Origin of the sequence: Primorskyibacter marinus (assembly GCF_003313245.1) — a bacterium.
In the GTDB taxonomy this organism is placed as follows: Bacteria; Pseudomonadota; Alphaproteobacteria; order Rhodobacterales; family Rhodobacteraceae; genus Primorskyibacter; species Primorskyibacter marinus.
The window spans coordinates 164,189-180,834 of record NZ_QJSD01000002.1 but is presented as its reverse complement, the minus strand read 5'-3'; the positions used below and the strand labels follow the sequence as shown (position 1 = coordinate 180,834).

Below are 16,646 nucleotides of genomic sequence, written 5' to 3'. Positions count from 1 at the left end.
TCTATCTTACTGGTCTTGAAGCAAACGATCTGCGTGCCAAGCAACGTGATCGCCTGCGAAGGAGTTCACAAAGAAATACGAATGGTCGTAGCCTTCCTGCATCCGGAACACCCCTGGCTGCCGATTGCGCATCATGGCCTCGGCAAGTGTTTCCGGCTTGAGCAGGTTCAGAAACTGATCAGAACCACCTTGATCGATCAGCAGGTCGCCTTTCCATCCCTTGTCGTCCATAAGTAGCACGGAGTCGTGCTGACACCAGCTTGATTCGTCATCTCCAAGATAGGCGCTAAGCTGCTTTCGTCCCCAATCGCTTTGGGTGGGGTTCGCAATCGGCGCGAAAGCGGACAGTGAATCGTACATGTCAGGATTGCGCATCGCGATGGTCAACGCGCCATGCCCGCCCATCGAATGCCCGGTTATCCCGTGCCGGTCGAGGATGGCGAAATTCGCCAGCACCAGATCACGCAATTCGCTGGTGATGTAGTCATACATCTGGAAATGCGGACGCCAGGGGTTGCGCGTCGCATTGACGTAAAAGCCGGCCCCCTGCCCCAGATCATAGGCATCGTCATCCGCCACGTCATCGCCGCGCGGCGAGGTGTCGGGAAAGACGATCGCAAGCCCATGCTCTGCCGCATGTTCTTGAAGTCCGGCTTTCACCATCGCGTTTTCATGCGTGCAGGTCAGACCCGACAGATACCACAGAACCGGCACCTTCCGGATCTTTGCCTGTGGCGGCAGATAGACCGCGAAGGTCATGTCGCATCCGCAGGCGGTCGAGGCGTGTTTGTAAACGCCCTGTACGCCTTCGAAGCTGCGGTTTTCAGAAAGGGTTTCCATAACGGGTCAGAACTCCACCACGGCGCGGATCGACTTGCCTTCATGCATCAGGTCAAAGCCGTGATTGATCTCGTCCAGCGTCAGCTTATGCGTGATCATCGGGTCGATCTCGATCTTGCCATCCATGTACCAGTCGACGATTTTCGGCACATCCGTCCGGCCCTTGGCCCCGCCAAACGCGGTTCCGCGCCAGACACGTCCTGTCACCAGTTGGAAAGGTCGCGTGCTGATTTCAGCCCCCGCAGGTGCCACGCCGATGATGATCGATTCGCCCCAGCCTTTATGCGCGCATTCCAGCGCCGTGCGCATCACGTTCACATTGCCGGTCGCGTCAAAGGTGTAATCCGCGCCACCCTTCGTCAGCTCGACCAGATGCGCCACCAGATCGCCCTCGACCTTCGAGGGGTTCACGAAATCGGTCATGCCGAAATGCTCGGCCATTTCAATCTTGTCGTCGTTCAGATCCACGCCAACGATCTGATCGCAGCCCGCCAGTCGCAGACCCTGCAACACGTTCAGGCCGATACCGCCCAGACCAAAGACGACCGCGCGGCTGCCAATCTCGACCTTGGCGGTGTTGATGACCGCCCCGATGCCGGTGGTAACACCGCACCCGATATAGCAGACCTTGTCGAACGGCGCGTCCTTCCGGATCTTGGCCAGCGCGATTTCCGGCACAACCGTGTGGTTGGCGAAGGTCGAACAGCCCATGTAGTGATGGATCGGCGTGCCATCCAGCATCCTGAAGCGCGTTGTGCCATCGGGCAGAAGACCCTGACCTTGAGTCGAGCGCACCTTCTGGCACAGGTTGGTCTTGGGGTTCAGACAGTATTCGCATTCGCGGCATTCAGGCGTGTAAAGGGGAATCACATGATCGCCCACCTCAAGTGAGGTCACGCCTTCGCCAACCTCGATCACGACGCCCGCACCCTCATGGCCCAGAATCGCCGGGAAGATGCCTTCGGGGTCGTCACCGGAACGGGTAAATTCATCCGTATGGCACAGGCCCGTGGCCTTGATCTCGACCAGCACTTCGCCCTTGCGGGGCCCGTCCAGTTCGACTTCCATGATTTCCAGTGGTTTACCTGCCTCAACGGCCACGGCAGCACGAGTTCGCATATGTATTCTTCCTTCCTTTGCGCGCCGACACGTTTTACCGGCCACGCATTTTTAACGGATTATGGTAGGGGGCAGTATACCAAACAATGCAGACTATGGTGGGCATTGGGAAGCGTAGACTTGCCCTGCGCCCTCGGGCATCTTTTATCCGGGAGGATTTTCAGATGGTTCACGCCAGAATTCTAGTGCTCGCCGGGCTGTGTCTTGCGACCCCGGCCCTGGCCACCGATTTTTCGGATCCGACATGGCCCTGCGTGCAGCGCAAGGTGGGGCAATTGTCCGTTGGCCTGATGTGGGCGCATCCGGTCCCGGACAGCGTGCCGGATGCGATACAGGACGACGTGAAAACGCTTGCCGACACATTGGCCGTCAGGCGGATCGAGCTTGAGACATTGCGCCCCGATATTGCCGCCTTTGGTGCGCAGGTTGAGGGCGATCCTGACGCTTTGGGTCTGGTGTTCAAGCAAGTGTTCGACCGTTTGTCCCGCCGACGTGGCCGGATCATCCACGGGATCGAGGAATTTTCGCTTAGCCAGATCGGGCTGAGCGACAAGATCGAGGCCGCGCGGAGCGAGATGACAACGCAACTGGCGACCGAAGACCCGGATTTTGACAGGGTGGACGCGCTGGAAGAGCAACTTGACTGGGATCAGCTGATCTATTCGGACAGGCAGAAGAACATCACCTATCTGTGCGAAACGCCGACACTGCTGGAAAAACGTCTGTTCGGGATTGCCCAGATGCTTCAGGCAGAGGTCAAGGACAGCTGAGCCCTATTCCCACTCAAGCTCTGTAAAGGCAACGGTGGCGTTGCGCGGATTATACGCCTCGAACAGGTGCCAATGCTCTGCCTCATCGGCCGCGATGGTCTGCACCGCATTGCCCAGCCGCGTGCCGTCGGCAATCGCGGCGCGGGTGTCCGCGACCAGTGCGCGCAAGTAGCGTTCCAAAGGTGCCGCACCCTCCGGCCAGGGCAGAGAGACTGCGCCATGTCCGGGCACGACTCGCAGGGCCGCTTGCGCTGTCATCCGCGCCATCACATCCTGCCAGCCAAGAACGCTGCCATCCAGCGCAGGCGTGTGCTGATCGAACACAAGGTCGCCGGCGAATAGCGTTCCGCTTTTTGTATCGAACACCGTGAGATCCGCGGGCGTATGGGCTGTGGGCCAGGCCGTCAAAGTCAGCCGCCGGTTCCCAAGGTCGATCCGGGTATCGGCTTCAACGCTGTGTGTCACGTCCGGCGCGACCGTTCCGATCATCGCCTCTTCCCCAATCAACCGCCGCAGGCTTTCAAGGTAGTTCGCCTGCCGGTCGGCAAGCGCGCGCGGCAGCCGTTCGTGACCGACCACCTCTGCCCCCGCATCCGCGAAGAGCGACGCGCCGAACACATGGTCGGGGTGCATATGCGTCAGGATCACATGGCTTACCGGCTTGTCTGTACGCTGCCGGATGCTGCGCCACAGCGCCTCGCCCATCCAGCGGGCAGAGCCGCTGTCGATCACCGCGACAGAAGCGTCGCCAATGACAAAGCCCAGATTGGACACGTCCCCAAGATTGGCCTCGTCGGGTTCCTCGATCAGACCCGAATGGACGAAAACGCCTTCGGCGATCTCTTCCACCGCCAGTGCAGCGCCCTTCGGTTGGCAAAAAGCGACCGTTCCCGCAGGCGTTTTCGGCGGGGCCTCGGCCAGCGCCGCCTCGCAGGCCTGTTGATTGTCGGCCTCGAATCCCGGCAACAGCATCTCGCGGCACGGTCCCGCATTCAGACAGATCAACACGACAGCTTCGAACATCACCCCCCCCTCCTGACAGGTCACAGGTCGCGCGCGGAAACGTGTGCGGCACCGACCAAACGCTCTATATCAGAAAACCTGAATTTATGTCATAATTCGCCTTGTACCCATGCAAGAGGAGGAGGCATGGCCAATCCAGCCTTTATCACGGCGGTCGTTGTTGCTTTGTTCGCATCGCCCGCTTTCGCCGATGACCCGATCACCAACCCGTTGACCGAAAGCGCAACATGGAACGACCTGCGCCCGGATATTCTGGGGGACGCCCCGCTTGCCGATGGGGCCGCCATCCTCAGCGTCGATGCGCCTTACCGCGCGCATGATGCCGCGACAGTTCCGGTGGTGCTGCGCCAGCTTGACCCGTCGCTACCGATCACAGAGGCGACTCTGGTGATTGACGAAAACCCGGCACCCGTGGCCGCTGTCATGAAATTTTCCGACGCAATGGCACCGCTCGATTTCGAACTGCGCGTGCGGGTGAACCAATACTCCAATCTCCGGGTGATCGCAGAAACCGCCCAAGGTCTGTCCATGTCGGGCCGGTATGTGAAAGCCTCTGGCGGTTGTTCCGCCCCCGCAACCAAGGATCCGGAACAGGCACTGGCCGGGATCGGCAAGATGAAACTGCGCCAGTTTGGCGAACCGGCCATGTCGACCCCACGCCGCGAAGCGCAAATCATGATCCGGCATCCGAACTATTCCGGTCTGCAACGCGATCAGGTGACACAACTCTTCATTCCCGCACATTTCATCGACCATATGGAGGTCTGGCAGGGCGAGGATCTGCTGTTCACTGTCGATGGCGGCATCTCGATTTCCGAAAACCCGGTCTTTCGGTTTGCCTATACCGATAACGGCTCTGAAATGCTGACGGTCAAAGCCACGGATACCGAAGGCAACAGCTTTGCGCATGACCTGCCCAAGGCGGCGCAGGGCTGATCGGCCCCGCCCGAAACCTCAGAAACAGATAATCTCTGCTTCGGCCTGCGCGCGGCGCAGGTCGGCCACCAAAGTCTCGGCCACGACGGCGCTGTTGAAAACGGCCATGCGCTCGCCCCCCGTGCGCCGCATCGAAAGGACCGTTTCCGCCTGAACGTATTTTTCATAGGGCAGGATCGTGGCAATCTCATCTATTGAGCAGGCGCATTGTTGCAGCACCTCGCGGCTGCGCCCATTCGTGGCCATGCAGGCAAAGACATAATCCGCGCGAGCGGCTGTCGGGTAGTCGTTATATTGCTGTGCAACGCTTTGCGCGCTGGCCCCCAGCGGTGCAACTGCCAGAATGAGGGCGCAGGCCAAACCCTTCATTTCGTTTCCCCCAGCGTATCAAACGTGATCTCCGAATGGTAAACCGGACCGTCGCCCGCACCGGGCGCATCTGCCGTCATGCTAAGATACCAGCCGGGCACATCCTCGGACATCACCACCTGCATTTCCAGATCGCCGAAGCCTTGCATCCGGTCGCGGTTCGGATCGTCCTTGAACGGGAAAAGGCTGACCGTCTTGGTGGCCACCGTGCGGCCGCCGACCTGCGCCTCGCCCTCGATCACCTCCGAGGTCTGAACCAGCGCGTCCTTGACCCGATTGCGGATGTAAAACGGGCTGCCACCCGCCGATTCCGCCATGTCGCGAATGACCGATTCATAAAAGACCATGATCATCGGATTACCGACGCTGGCCGGAAATTGCCCCATACCGCGCATCTTGTCCTCTTTGTGGAACGAGATTTTCAGCATTCCATCCTCGTCGCCGGAAAAGTTCAGCGCGATGTCTCCGGTGTCTCGCTCGCCCGCTTCTGGTTTCAGGGCGTTGGTGACCTCGCGGTGATAGACCAGCGTCTTGTCCCGACTGATCTCGTCCAATGTTCCATTGCGGAACAGCAGGTCGTAGGTTTTGGTCCCGTCCGCCGAATTCGCGACGGCTGGTGCCGCCAATAGTGCAATCGCCAAGGCCAGTTGTTTCAGCATCATCAAGATTCCTCCCTCAGCCGAGAGTATTCCCCTGTCCGGCGGTGTCATGCCCGACTTTCGGCTGCACTCCGGCAGCGTGTTCCTGGACCTTCCATTCGATCAGTGGACGCAGGCGCGACAACTGCAATGGTTTGGTCATGACCGTGAAATCCATCCGCTTCCCGGCCCGCAGCAGACTTTCGCGCCGATCGGCGGTGATCATGATTGCGGGCACATTCGTGCCGGTTTCCCGGCGAATGGCCTCTATCGTGCGCAGGCCGGTATCCGCGCCGTCCAATTGATAATCCACCAGCATGATGTCCGGTGGCATTCCCAAATCCCGAACAAAGTTCACGGCTTCTTCGGTGGAGGCAGCCGGCAGGACACTTGCGCCCCAGCCCTGCAAGGTCTGTGTCGTGGCAAACAGCACATCCGCGTCGTTCTCTACCACCAAGGCGATATGATCCAGTGGCACGTCACCGAAGCTCAACGCCGCCTTGACGGGTTCGGATTCACCAATGGAATCGCCCACGCGGTCCATTTCTATACAAAAGACCGATCCGACCCCCAGTTCCGACGACATCCACAGCCGGTGCCCAAGATGGCGGCACGTCCGTTCGACAATCGACAGGCCCAACCCGACGCCTGAACCGACAGGCACATTTCCCGCGCGGGCAAATTCTTCGAAGATGCGGGTTTGATCCTCTTCGCCGATACCGATGCCGGTGTCCCAGACCTGCAATTCGACCTTGTCACCGCGCCGCCTGCACCCGAACAGAACCTTCCCGCCCGGCTCTGTATATTGGATCGCGTTCACCACAAGGTTCTGGATGGATCGCAGCAGATAGACCGGATCGGACCGGACATGATGATTGCACGGCACCATCACCAGCTTCGCGCCCTTTTGTTCGGCCAACGGGGTCTGATCCTCGTAGACGCCCTGCAAGATATTGCCGAGGTTCAACGTGCGCGCCGTCACCGCATCCTGCTCGATACTGTCCAGACGAGAAATATCCAGCAGGGCATGCAACAATTGCTCAATGGACGTGAAAGCCCCTTTTAGCCGCTCTGTCAGGGCGGCATGCGGCGACCCCAAAGTGTTTTGCTGCAATGTCGCAATCAACAGCTTGGCGGCGTTGATGGGCTGCAACAGGTCATGGCTGGCAGCCGCCAGAAAACGGGTCTTGGAAGATACCGCAGCCTCGGCGCGTTCCTTGGCAAAGCGCAGTTCTTCTTCGACGCGCGCCTTTTCATCATATTGCTCCGTCAGACGCGCATTTGCGCGGGTCAGCTCTGCGGTGCGCTCCTGCACACGGTTTTCCAGCATCTCGGTTGCGCGCGCTTCCAGCGTGACGTCCTTCAATTCGACCAGAAAGCCGCCATCCGGCAGCATATTGGCCTGAAGATCGAAGACCCTGTCGGTGACACTGCGCACCCGCTGCCGGAACCGCCCGCTGCGCAGCAGTCGCGCCTGCCATTGTTCGACCATCGAAATCGTGGCCCCTTCGATCACCCCACGTCGCGTGAGAAAGGCCAGCAGGCTGTGAAGCGACATGCCCTTTTCCACAGCCCCGTAGGGCAGGCCCAGCAATTGCCGGAACGGAAGGTTATGCATCATAACCCGACCCGTCGAAGAAAAGGTGCACACGCCCGACGTCATGTTCTCGAACACCGCCTGAAGGTAGTCGGCCTGCCGGTCGATCAGCCGCTCTTTCTCGATCCGGTTTTGCCGCACGATCGACGTGATCTCCGTGAGCAAAAGAATGCGAGTTCCGGCAGAGGTCCGCTCCATGTTCAGCCGATACCAGCGGTCCTCTGTCAACTCGATCACGACCGACAGCGCAGGCGCGGCCACATCCGCCGACGTGATCCGCCGATCCAGTGACAGGACATGCGCGCTTTGTGTCAGAAGGCTGAAATATCCCGTCAGGCCAAGCCCCGGAACAACCTGATCCGAAACATCCTGCAAGAGGTGCTGAAAAAGGTCGTTGCAAATATCCAGCTGCTTGTCGGTGAACAGCGCCAGCCCGTCACCCATCGCCGACAGCGCCTCGTCCAGATTGCGACGGGTGCGTTCGCGGTCATACTGGACGCTTTCCAACTCTGTCGCCGCGCGTTCCAGATCGCGGGTCTTGGCGGCGACCTGCGCCTGCAACTCGATGGCCGATTGAAAGGCGCTGTAAGCCGTCGTGCCGACCTCGTTCTGCCGGGTCGCCCGCCTGACCAGTGCCGCGATGATCTTGGATTGACGCGCAACCTGAATATCTGGTGCTTCGGACGGGTCGATCAGGTCCATTGGCCGTGCCCCCCGTCGCTTTCAAAGAACGCGACACCGACAAAGGTCTGGTTCATATGCAGCCCGCAATGCTGCTCGCCATAGGTGTTGAAGCCGAGAACGCGATGCCGACGAAAGAGTTTGGAGACCTGCCTGTCGAGCTGTTTTTCTTCGAATTCCAGCTTTCGCAACACGCAATCGAAGGCAAGGATGAAATCCGGTGCCTGCCCCGCCGGGTCGCGTACATCCAGCTCTGCTTCCAATGTCTCAATGATATTCTTGCCACGGCCCAGCATCATCACCAGCCCGTCGTCGATCGCGGCAAGAAACGACAGAGACTGGCCATCCGTCAGGGCAAAGACCGCGCGGACATAGTGGTTTTCGTTATGGCAGACCAGCATCGGATTTTCGGCAAAAACCTGCGGCGACAGATCCTCGACTGCGCAGCCGACCAATCGCGCATATTCCTTTGCCGCAGGGGCACCGTTGATCTCGTGGACAAGACGCTCTTCGGTGTTGGCATCGGTGATGACCAGTTGCTTGCCGTTTGGCAGGAAGTGGTCAAAGCTGAGGCCCTGAAATTGCAGGTTGGTCTCGACCATCAGCAGCAGTGCCGCGTTGCCGTGGAACGTGCCGTTATGCAGGATAAACGTTTCGCCAAAGGCCAGACCGTCCCCGGCAGAGCCGCCAAAAACCGGAATACCCTCCAGCACGGTTTCCAGAACCGAGGCCAGCAGATCCTCTTGTTTCGACAGCCCGTCGGCAAAAACCAAGGCAAGCCGGTTCCAGCCCGGCGTGCGCAGAAACTGGCTGTTCTGACGTTTGACCTGACTGATAATCGGCGCAATGGTCAGAGGTTTCAGCGGCTTGAACAGGATCGAGGAACAGCGGAAATTCTCTTTGTGAAAGGCGATCAGAAGCAACGCGTCTGTCTCGTAGCCAGCAGGCGTGATCTGTCCCGCCGTGGTGCAGCCAAACACCGGTACACCGTCCAGCCTGTCAGCCAAAGCATCGGCCAGAACGCCCGGGTCCAATCCGGACGGTGCCAACACCAGCACAAAACACGTCTGCGCAAGGTCGATACCCGTCGCGGCCTCCTCGACGGCGTCGCGGGCATCAGGGGCGGTGGATTGCGCCACCGTCACAAATTCCGGACCAGAGCAGGGGTCGGTGTCTCGCATATCTGTCCTACTAACGGCAGAGGAACGAAAGCGCCTCCGGTTCCTCGACCGATTCCAAAGCCTGGGCATGTGCCGCCTCGACCAGCAGGGCGGCCTGTGTGCGGTTGCTGACACCAAGGCGACGCAGCAACGCCGTGATATGCGCCTTGACCGTCGCCTCGGCCAGATCAAGCTCATAGGCGATCTGCTTGTTCGGCTTGCCTTCGCATATCAGCTTCATCACCCTCTGCTGCTGCGGCGTCAACGCGGCCAGCTTGGGGTGAATATTCTCCAGCAAATCCTCGGGCGTTTCGGCGGGCCGGGCCTGGCGATAATCCTTCGGCACATATTTACGCCCCGCCGCGATCTCTGCCAGCACGGTCTGGATCACGTTTGCAGGCGTGTCCTTCGGCAAAAAACCGGCGGCACCTTCGTTCATCAACGAGGTTACCAGCACATGCGAGGTCATCGACGAGATGACCAGAATCGGAATATCCGGCACATGCGCCCGCAGCGAAATGAACCCCGAGATGCCATTCACATCCGGCAAGACCAGATCAAACATCACCAGATCCGGGTGAAATCCCGATTCCAGCAATGCGAGCGCCGCTTTCAAGGATCCGGCCTTTTCTACCTGACAGTCCGCAAAGACCCCGCCCAAGGCCGACGCAAGCGCATCGCTGTATAGCGGATGGTCGTCAACAATCAGCACCGAAGAGATCGCCTCTTCCGGAACCGCAACGTCAAAGTGTTGCATAGCAGTAGCCTCCCAGTTCAAGAAGCTAGCTTAGCGGCGATTTTTTGCAACCGTTTCAACGCATCTAAGATCACTTTCCGCCCGTGTCCGCAGCCATCAGGCCTTTTGTTTCGCGACATGGGTCGCAATCAGGTCCATCAGGGGCGGGGACAGGCAATCATATGGCTCAAGCCCCAGTTCCGTCAGGCGACCGCGGATCTCGTCCATGCGGGACGGGTCCACCCCGGATTCGATGATCGACGAGACAAACGCCGCGAAGGTCGGCGCCGCCCAGCCCTTTTGCGCGGACAGTTCGGTATGCACGAAATCCAACCCATGGAACGGGTGCCCGGTATCCTCTATCCGCCCCACCATATGCGTTCCGCAATCCCGGCAGGCATGGCGTTGGATCGCGGCGCTTTCGTCAACAATCCCCAGTTTGTCCGCATTTTCGGTAACTTTGACATTGCTGCGCGGCGTCACGGCGACCTGACTGAAGATCGCGCCATTCGGCTTCCAGCATTTGGTGCAGCCGCAAACGTGGTTATGCGCAGTCTGGCCAGAGATTTCCACGACCACCGGATTGGACTGGCATTGGCACCGCAGCGTACCGCCGCCGAAATTCGGGTTTTCCGGCGGAATGCCACTGTCAACTTGTGGATGAATTTTCACATGCGTGTATTTGGGCGTGGTGTCAGCAGTGTCATTGCTTCCACCCCCGAACAGATTGTCCAATAATCCCATGGTCGTGTCCTCCCTTAGGCAGTGCGTCCAGTGTCGAACGCTGTGCGCAAGCCTCTGCCTGTCGGGCGTGTCTGGCAATTCAGCGCTTAGTCTTAACTCTGGCATGGGATTGCAGGAAGGACCGGACAAAGCCGCGCAAATCGGGGGTGTCGGAGTCAGGCGCGAATATCGCCCGGTCCAACCCGTCCAAAAGGCGGACGTCTTCCGGCCCGGCCCCGTCCCGACCCACCAAGGCATATGCCGCGCGCCTGACCTGCGCGGGCGCATCCGCACGCGCCGCCCGCGCCATCTGTCGCGCCAACGGATCGAGGATCCTGAACCGCCGCCTTAGTGCCGTGGCGTCGGGGCGTCTGCCAGACACCATCCAGCCCAGACCGGCACCGAAGATCAGCAGCGCGACAAAGGCGACCGGCCAACCGGGCAGGACAGACGGTTGCGCGGGCGGTGGCACCGGAGGCAGCGCCGTTTCGTCATAGGCGACCCGCTGGGCCGAGATCGTGACATCGCGCATCACCCGCGCATCAGTATCGAAAAACTGTAAATTCAGCGGCTCCACGATGGTGGAATAGGCATTGCCCGGCCGGATCGTCCAGCGCCAGAAAACGAAAGTGACCGGGCCTTCCGGCGAAAGTTCGATCAGGCGCTTTTCGGGATGGGCGAAAACCATGCCCGAGGGCGAATGAAGCTCTGGCATCGGCGGCACCATTTCCGGTGTCACACCGATCGCCTTGATGCGGACGATCCGCAAGACACCTTCGCCCGCTTTCAAGCGGTCCGGCGCGTTTGACCACTGGTCCGATATCTCGACACGCTTGGCGGGAAACCACCAACTGTCCTCCGGCAGGTCCGGCGGGGCAGCAACCTCTACCGTCACGGGGGGCGAGGTGATGTCATGCGCAAACCAGTCGTCGCCTTCGTCGGTCAAGGTCAGGTGATGGGTGAAAGACCCGATGGTCAATGTGCCTGCATCCTCGGGATAAAGCGCCATCCGGCGCTCCATCACCTTGACGGTCTTGCCGTTCAGGCGCTCCTCGCTCCATTTATCGGGGCCCAGCTGGGTCCAGTTGAACCCCTCCAACGCCGGTTGTTCCAGTTTCTCAAGGGTGATGTGGCGACGGTAGACCCCGCGGATCAGGATCGGGATCATCTCGCGGGCATAAGGTTGCGCGTCCTGCTCCAGAACAGTGACTGTCAGTTGCAGATCCTGCGGATCGACGTTGCGCGATTGTGCCAATACCGGACCCGCAAAAAGCATCGTGATCAGCAGACAGACCATCCTCATCGCGGATCCTCCGGCGTGGGTGGCTCCAGCCCCAGGGCGTTGCGCCGCTTGCGTTCCTGCGAGATCCGCGCGGCGAGGTATTCACCCGGCACATCTGCCAATTGCCGTAGCCAGCGTTCATCCGCCATCATGAAACGATCGTCGAACACGCGCCGCACCTGTTGTGCCGCGTTGCTGCGCAACTCGACATTGCCAAGCATGGCAGAGGCGTTCGTCACCTCGTCGCCTGTTCCGGCGGCACGCGCCCTGCCTTGTGCGACAAAGGATTCCTCTATTACGCCTTCTTTTTGCTCTCCGAACAGCCCAAGAACCTCCGGGTCGATCCCAAGCGATGCATAATAGGCGGCGATAAGATCAAAATTGGCCCGTGCATCATCGTCTCCGCCGGGGATCACACGATCATAGGCTTCCAGCGCCGCAGAATATTTGCCATCCCGCGCCTGCGCCGTTCCAAGGTTGTAAAAGGCCCGCGCATCGGCAAACGCCTCTGCCGCGTCGGGCAGCTTCCCGGCGCGATAGAGCGCAACCCCGCGCCAATGCGCATCCTGAAACAGAGGTGCCGCCAATGCAGGCATCCCTGCCGACAATAGCACGCGGCCAAAGCCTGACGCCCCGCCCAAGACCAAGGCCAACGCGGTCGCGACGACAGCAATTAAGGCCAGCGCCTTCATGTCATCTGCCTGCGAAACAACAGCAACAGCGGGACCAGTGCGAATGCCAACAGCGCCCGCCCGAGGTCGCGCCAGAACAAAAGCGGATAGGACTGTTGCTCCAGCCGGTCACGCGCCTGTCCCGTCACCCAATCGGATAGTTCGTCCGGCGCGTCCAGCGACATCAGCGTGCCGCCACCAATCGCGGCATGTGCCTCCATTTCGGGCGTTGACGGGCCGAAAGCGACAATCGACAGCCGCGCGCCCTGCGCCGCGATCCGCTCTGCCACGGTCAGACTGTCAGGGCCCAGCCCTGCGCCATCGGTGAAAAGGACCACGTCGCCAGCAAGCACCTCTGCCTCCGTCAGCAACACATCTGCAAGGTCCAGGCCCCGTTCGGGGCGCGATCCGGGATCCGGCACCGTCTCGGGATCTATCAGCGAAAGGGTCTGGCCCAACTGTTTGTGGTCCGCCGTCAGGTCCGTGGCGACATAGGCATCGCCGGCAAACACCACCATCCCGCCGGGGCGCGAGCCGAGCGACGCAATCCCAAACCGGCCCATCGTGACCAGATCCTGCCAGCGGGGGCTTTCCGTCACACTGGGCGAGGCGTCAACGACAAGAACAACCCCGTCGAGATTTCTAAAGGACACCGCATCGCGTCTTTCCACCGCCGGACCGGACAGGGCCAGCACCGCGATGAAAGCCGCCCCGAGTGCTGCCATCAAAGGCAATCTGTCGCGCCGGGTTTCAACCCGCCCAAGCGCGGCCATTGCCCGCAAAAGCTCTGGCCGAACGGCGCGTTCCCACCCACCGATACCGCCCTGATGCCGGTAAAGCCACACCGCCAGCACTGCGATGACGGGCAAGGCCAGAAGCCACAGCGGCCGCAGCAATGTCAGATCGCCGATCATGCTGCCTGTTCCCGCCATGCAAGGCCAAGGCAGCCCAGCATGGCCAAGGCTGCGGGCCAGATCCAGTATTCGGCATAGACTTCCGCCGACAGCCCGTCGCTATCCGTCGCCTCCAGCCGGTCCAGCGCTTCGGTGACGGCGACAAGGTCTTCGGTCGTCCGCACGCGAAAGCTCTGCCCGCCCGACACGTCCGAAATGGCCCGCAGGGTCGTCGCATCGACCACGCCGCGTTCGCCTTCCTCTGCGGTCGTTTCATCCTTTGGGCCAAGCGCGATCGTATGCACACGGACACCCATATCGGCGGCCAGTTGCGCGACACCCTGCGGATTTGTGGCACCCGCATTATTGGCCCCGTCCGACAGCAGAATGACCACGCGCGTGGCGGCCTCAGACGCTTCCAGCCGCTTCAGGGCCAGCCCCAGCGCGTCGGAAATATTGGTCGCACGGCCGGAAATGCCTATGGTCGCCTCCGCGATCCGGCGGGCAACCGCTTCGGTGTCGAAGGTAAACGGCGTGGCGTAATACGCCTCGGACCCGAAAACGATCAGCGCCACCCTGTCCCCGGCCCGACGACGGGCGAAAGCGGACCCGACGGCGGTGACGGCCTCCAGCCGGGTCACTGGTGCGCCGTCGAGATAGAAGTCGTCCCGCACCATCGATCCGGACAGGTCCAGCGCAATCGCCAGATCGCGGCCCGAGACCTTCAGCGCAGCCACCGGCTCTGGCATCCGGGGGCCGCAAAGGGCCAGCACCGTCAAAACCCAGATCAGCCACGGCAAGGCGCGTTGCAGGCGCGCAGGCATGTCTGATCCTGCCCCGCGGGACCGCCTGATCAATGCCGCCCCGATGCGTTCAGGCACGGCCAGCGCCGTGCCACCCGCAAGGATCGGTGGCAGGAACCGCACCGCCAGCAATGGCAAGGGCAGCAAGGCCAAGGCCCAGGGGGTTGCCAGCTCAAGCATGGCGCGCCAACGCCGCACGCAGGGTCGCGATGTCCGGCCCGCCATCAGGACGGTACAGGCCGTCACACAGCGCGGAAAACTGCGAAGGGTCGTATGATTTCAGTAAATGAAGCAAGGCAATCCGCCGCTCGGCGTCAGGCAATACGTCGAGTTCGCCAAGTCGTCGGGCAAGATTGGGCCGGGCGGGGGCGGGGCGCGGCTTTCGACCAAGAAACTGCCGGGCGATCAGGCCAATCATCAAAGCCGCAATTGCCGCTAAAGCAATTGCGGCGGCAAGCTCTGCGCCCATCCCGCCCGCCGCTTCCGCCGGAAGCCGGATGTCGCGCAGCCCGGCCTGCAAGGCGTGTTCGCTTAGCGCCCTTTCGTTCATGGTATGCGATCCGATGGCAGGGATGTCGCCAGCCGGCGCGCGGTTTCTACGATTTCAGCGCCTGCATTCACGAGCAGCGCGGGGCGCCCGGCAATGGTTTCCACCTCTAGTGGCGTCGCGGATTTATCGTGCATCGCGACGCGTATCCGCAGACCATCAGGCAACCGAATAGGGTAGCGCCCCGCTGGCAGGTTGTCGGTGGCCCCCTCGACCACCCGTATCAGACGCGGCACCCGACGCCGCGCCAGAGATGACAGCCTAGCGGCCAATCCCTCGCCCATATGGTCAAAACCGGACGCGATAAGCACCTCTGCCCCGGCGGACACAAGCCGCTCTGTCCGCGACAGGGCCTCGTCCAGCGTGCGATCTTCGGAATGTCCGTCTATCACCGATTGCAGCGCCATGTCATGCGCGCGCACCAAACCACCTATGACATCCAGCATTCCCCGCGCCCGGCCACGCGGTGCCACGACAACCTGACCATCCGGCAACATGGCCAGCAATCCCACGCGCCCGCCTTCGACCACGATGCGCCATCCAATCAGGCACAGCGCCTCTGCCGCGGCGACGGATCGGAAGGCGCGCGAAATTCCCCACAGCATCGAAGGTCGAAAATCCGCCACCAGCAGCGATACGCGGTCGCGCTCCTCGTGGAATTGGCGAACATGCAATGCGCCGGTGCGCGCCGTTGTACCCTTGTCGAGATGCCGTATATCGTCGCCCGCCACATATTCGCGCACATCGGCCACCTCTTGACCATGGCCCTTGCGCCTTATGGCAAAGCCGCCCGGTAGCGCGGCGAGCACCGGTTCGTCCAATGGACGCAAGGCCACTTGGCGCAAGGCGATCAGCTCTGTCGCGGACAGCGTGACGCCCGGTGCCTTCAACGCGGCGGTCACAGCGCCTCGACCGCGCCAAGGATGGTGGCAACCACGTCGCGCTGGCTGCGGCCTTCGGCGACGGCGCGCCATGACAGAACCATCCTGTGCGCCATCGTGTCCCCGGCAAGATCGGCGACATCCTCCGGCAAGGCATAATCCCGCCCCCGCAGATAGGCCCGCGCCTTGGAGGCCGCAGCCAACGCCAGCGATCCGCGCGGCGAGACAGCATGTTCGATCTCGGCGGCGAGATCCCCCTGACGCGTCGCGGTCACAAGGCGGACGATATAGTCGCGCAGTTCCGGTGACAGATGCACCGCCATGGCCTGCCGCCGCGCCTCTTGCAGGGCCGCCAGCGGCATCTGCCCCGCTGCGACGGGCGGCTGGGCAGCCTCGGTTTCGACCAGATCAAGGATCTGCCGTTCGGTCTGTGCGTCAGGCAGGTCCAGATTGACGTAAAGCAGGAACCGGTCCAACTGCGCCTCTGGCAATGGAAACGTGCCGTCATGCTCAATCGGGTTCTGCGTTGCGACGACCAGAAACGGGTCCGGCAGGGCATGAGTCTGGTTGCCAGCCGTTACCTGCCCTTCGGCCATCGCCTCCAGAAGCGCCGATTGCACCTTGGGTGGCGCGCGGTTGATTTCATCCACCAGCACCAGATTGTGAAAGACCGGACCGGGCACAAATTCAAACGTGCCGGTTTGCGGACGAAACACCGGCGTCCCCGTCAGGTCAGCAGGCATCAGATCAGGCGTACACTGGATCCGGGCAAAACTGCCCTCGACCGCATTTGACAGCCACTTGACCGCCCGCGTCTTGGCCAGGCCCGGCGGGCCTTCCAGCAAAAGATGTCCGCCCGTCAGCAAAGAAATCATCAGCCGCTCGATCAGCCGTTCATGCCCGACAAGGCCCTGCGCAAGGTATCCAAGCAGAGATCGCATCTTCTCTGGCGGGCTGTCTGGCAATGCGTCCATTTC

General features: G+C 61.2%; 18 protein-coding genes. 2 read left to right on the top strand and 16 right to left on the bottom strand.

Translation table 11 applies throughout. From position 1 onward, the window contains the following. Positions 1 to 6: 6 nt before the first annotated feature. Entirely contained in the window at positions 7 to 840 is an 834-nt protein-coding gene (gene fghA / locus DMZ65_RS04780) for an S-formylglutathione hydrolase (RefSeq protein ID WP_116597778.1), read from the bottom strand. A gap of 6 nt (positions 841 to 846) precedes the next feature. Continuing rightward, the gene (locus tag DMZ65_RS04775) at positions 847 to 1,959 is read right to left on the bottom strand and encodes an S-(hydroxymethyl)glutathione dehydrogenase/class III alcohol dehydrogenase (protein ID WP_116597777.1); all 1,113 of its coding nucleotides are present in this window, start codon (positions 1,957 to 1,959) and stop codon (positions 847 to 849) included. 164 nt (positions 1,960 to 2,123) lie between these two features. Between DMZ65_RS04775 and DMZ65_RS04770 the strand changes: the two genes are divergently transcribed. Continuing rightward, positions 2,124 to 2,729, top strand: coding sequence for a hypothetical protein (locus tag DMZ65_RS04770; RefSeq protein ID WP_116597776.1), 606 nt, complete (start codon positions 2,124 to 2,126; stop codon positions 2,727 to 2,729). Positions 2,730 to 2,732: 3 nt separating this feature from the next. Here DMZ65_RS04770 and DMZ65_RS04765 read toward each other — a convergent pair whose 3' ends face one another. Next, entirely contained in the window at positions 2,733 to 3,752 is a 1,020-nt protein-coding gene (locus DMZ65_RS04765; protein WP_116598121.1) for a quinoprotein relay system zinc metallohydrolase 2, read from the bottom strand. Between the two features lie 126 nt (positions 3,753 to 3,878). On the opposite strand from DMZ65_RS04765, the gene DMZ65_RS04760 reads away from it, so the two are divergent. Continuing rightward, positions 3,879 to 4,688 carry a quinoprotein dehydrogenase-associated SoxYZ-like carrier gene (locus DMZ65_RS04760; protein WP_116597775.1) on the top strand — a complete coding sequence of 270 codons (810 nt, stop codon included), beginning with the start codon at positions 3,879 to 3,881 and terminating at the stop codon, positions 4,686 to 4,688. Positions 4,689 to 4,706: 18 nt separating this feature from the next. Here the strand turns inward: DMZ65_RS04760 and DMZ65_RS04755 are convergent, their stop codons facing one another. From DMZ65_RS04755 to DMZ65_RS04695, 13 genes are all read right to left on the bottom strand, one after another. Next, positions 4,707 to 5,057, bottom strand: a complete 351-nt coding sequence (locus DMZ65_RS04755) for a hypothetical protein (protein ID WP_116597774.1) — start codon at positions 5,055 to 5,057, stop codon at positions 4,707 to 4,709. Next, entirely contained in the window at positions 5,054 to 5,719 is a 666-nt protein-coding gene (locus tag DMZ65_RS04750) for a hypothetical protein (protein ID WP_332871562.1), read from the bottom strand. Before DMZ65_RS04750 ends, DMZ65_RS04755 begins: the two co-directional genes overlap by 4 nt. A 13-nt stretch (positions 5,720 to 5,732) precedes the next feature. Further along, positions 5,733 to 7,994 carry an ATP-binding response regulator gene (locus DMZ65_RS04745; RefSeq protein ID WP_116597772.1) on the bottom strand — a complete coding sequence of 754 codons (2,262 nt, stop codon included), beginning with the start codon at positions 7,992 to 7,994 and terminating at the stop codon, positions 5,733 to 5,735. Then, positions 7,985 to 9,154 carry an FIST N-terminal domain-containing protein gene (locus DMZ65_RS04740; protein WP_116597771.1) on the bottom strand — a complete coding sequence of 390 codons (1,170 nt, stop codon included), beginning with the start codon at positions 9,152 to 9,154 and terminating at the stop codon, positions 7,985 to 7,987. The genes DMZ65_RS04745 and DMZ65_RS04740 overlap by 10 nt, the downstream gene beginning before the upstream one ends. A 10-nt stretch (positions 9,155 to 9,164) precedes the next feature. Further along, on the bottom strand, positions 9,165 to 9,890 hold the full coding sequence (locus tag DMZ65_RS04735) for a LuxR C-terminal-related transcriptional regulator (protein WP_116597770.1): 726 nt from the start codon (positions 9,888 to 9,890) through the stop codon (positions 9,165 to 9,167). 96 nt (positions 9,891 to 9,986) lie between these two features. After that, positions 9,987 to 10,613 carry an S-(hydroxymethyl)glutathione synthase gene (gene gfa / locus DMZ65_RS04730; protein WP_116597769.1) on the bottom strand — a complete coding sequence of 209 codons (627 nt, stop codon included), beginning with the start codon at positions 10,611 to 10,613 and terminating at the stop codon, positions 9,987 to 9,989. Between the two features lie 79 nt (positions 10,614 to 10,692). Further along, positions 10,693 to 11,895: a BatD family protein gene (locus DMZ65_RS04725; RefSeq protein WP_116597768.1), complete on the bottom strand. Its 1,203-nt coding sequence runs from the start codon at positions 11,893 to 11,895 to the stop codon at positions 10,693 to 10,695. Then, entirely contained in the window at positions 11,892 to 12,566 is a 675-nt protein-coding gene (locus DMZ65_RS04720) for a hypothetical protein (protein ID WP_116597767.1), read from the bottom strand. Before DMZ65_RS04720 ends, DMZ65_RS04725 begins: the two co-directional genes overlap by 4 nt. After that, the gene (locus DMZ65_RS04715; protein WP_232824892.1) at positions 12,563 to 13,477 is read right to left on the bottom strand and encodes a vWA domain-containing protein; all 915 of its coding nucleotides are present in this window, start codon (positions 13,475 to 13,477) and stop codon (positions 12,563 to 12,565) included. Before DMZ65_RS04715 ends, DMZ65_RS04720 begins: the two co-directional genes overlap by 4 nt. Further along, the gene (locus tag DMZ65_RS04710; protein ID WP_116597766.1) at positions 13,456 to 14,421 is read right to left on the bottom strand and encodes a VWA domain-containing protein; all 966 of its coding nucleotides are present in this window, start codon (positions 14,419 to 14,421) and stop codon (positions 13,456 to 13,458) included. Before DMZ65_RS04710 ends, DMZ65_RS04715 begins: the two co-directional genes overlap by 22 nt. Then, positions 14,414 to 14,791, bottom strand: a complete 378-nt coding sequence (locus tag DMZ65_RS04705; protein WP_116597765.1) for a hypothetical protein — start codon at positions 14,789 to 14,791, stop codon at positions 14,414 to 14,416. The genes DMZ65_RS04710 and DMZ65_RS04705 overlap by 8 nt, the downstream gene beginning before the upstream one ends. Beyond that, entirely contained in the window at positions 14,788 to 15,690 is a 903-nt protein-coding gene (locus tag DMZ65_RS04700; protein WP_116597764.1) for a DUF58 domain-containing protein, read from the bottom strand. The genes DMZ65_RS04705 and DMZ65_RS04700 overlap by 4 nt, the downstream gene beginning before the upstream one ends. Further along, a complete protein-coding gene (locus DMZ65_RS04695; protein WP_116597763.1) occupies positions 15,687 to 16,643 on the bottom strand; it encodes an AAA family ATPase in 957 nt (318 codons plus the stop codon). Before DMZ65_RS04695 ends, DMZ65_RS04700 begins: the two co-directional genes overlap by 4 nt. Positions 16,644 to 16,646: the final 3 nt, after the last annotated feature.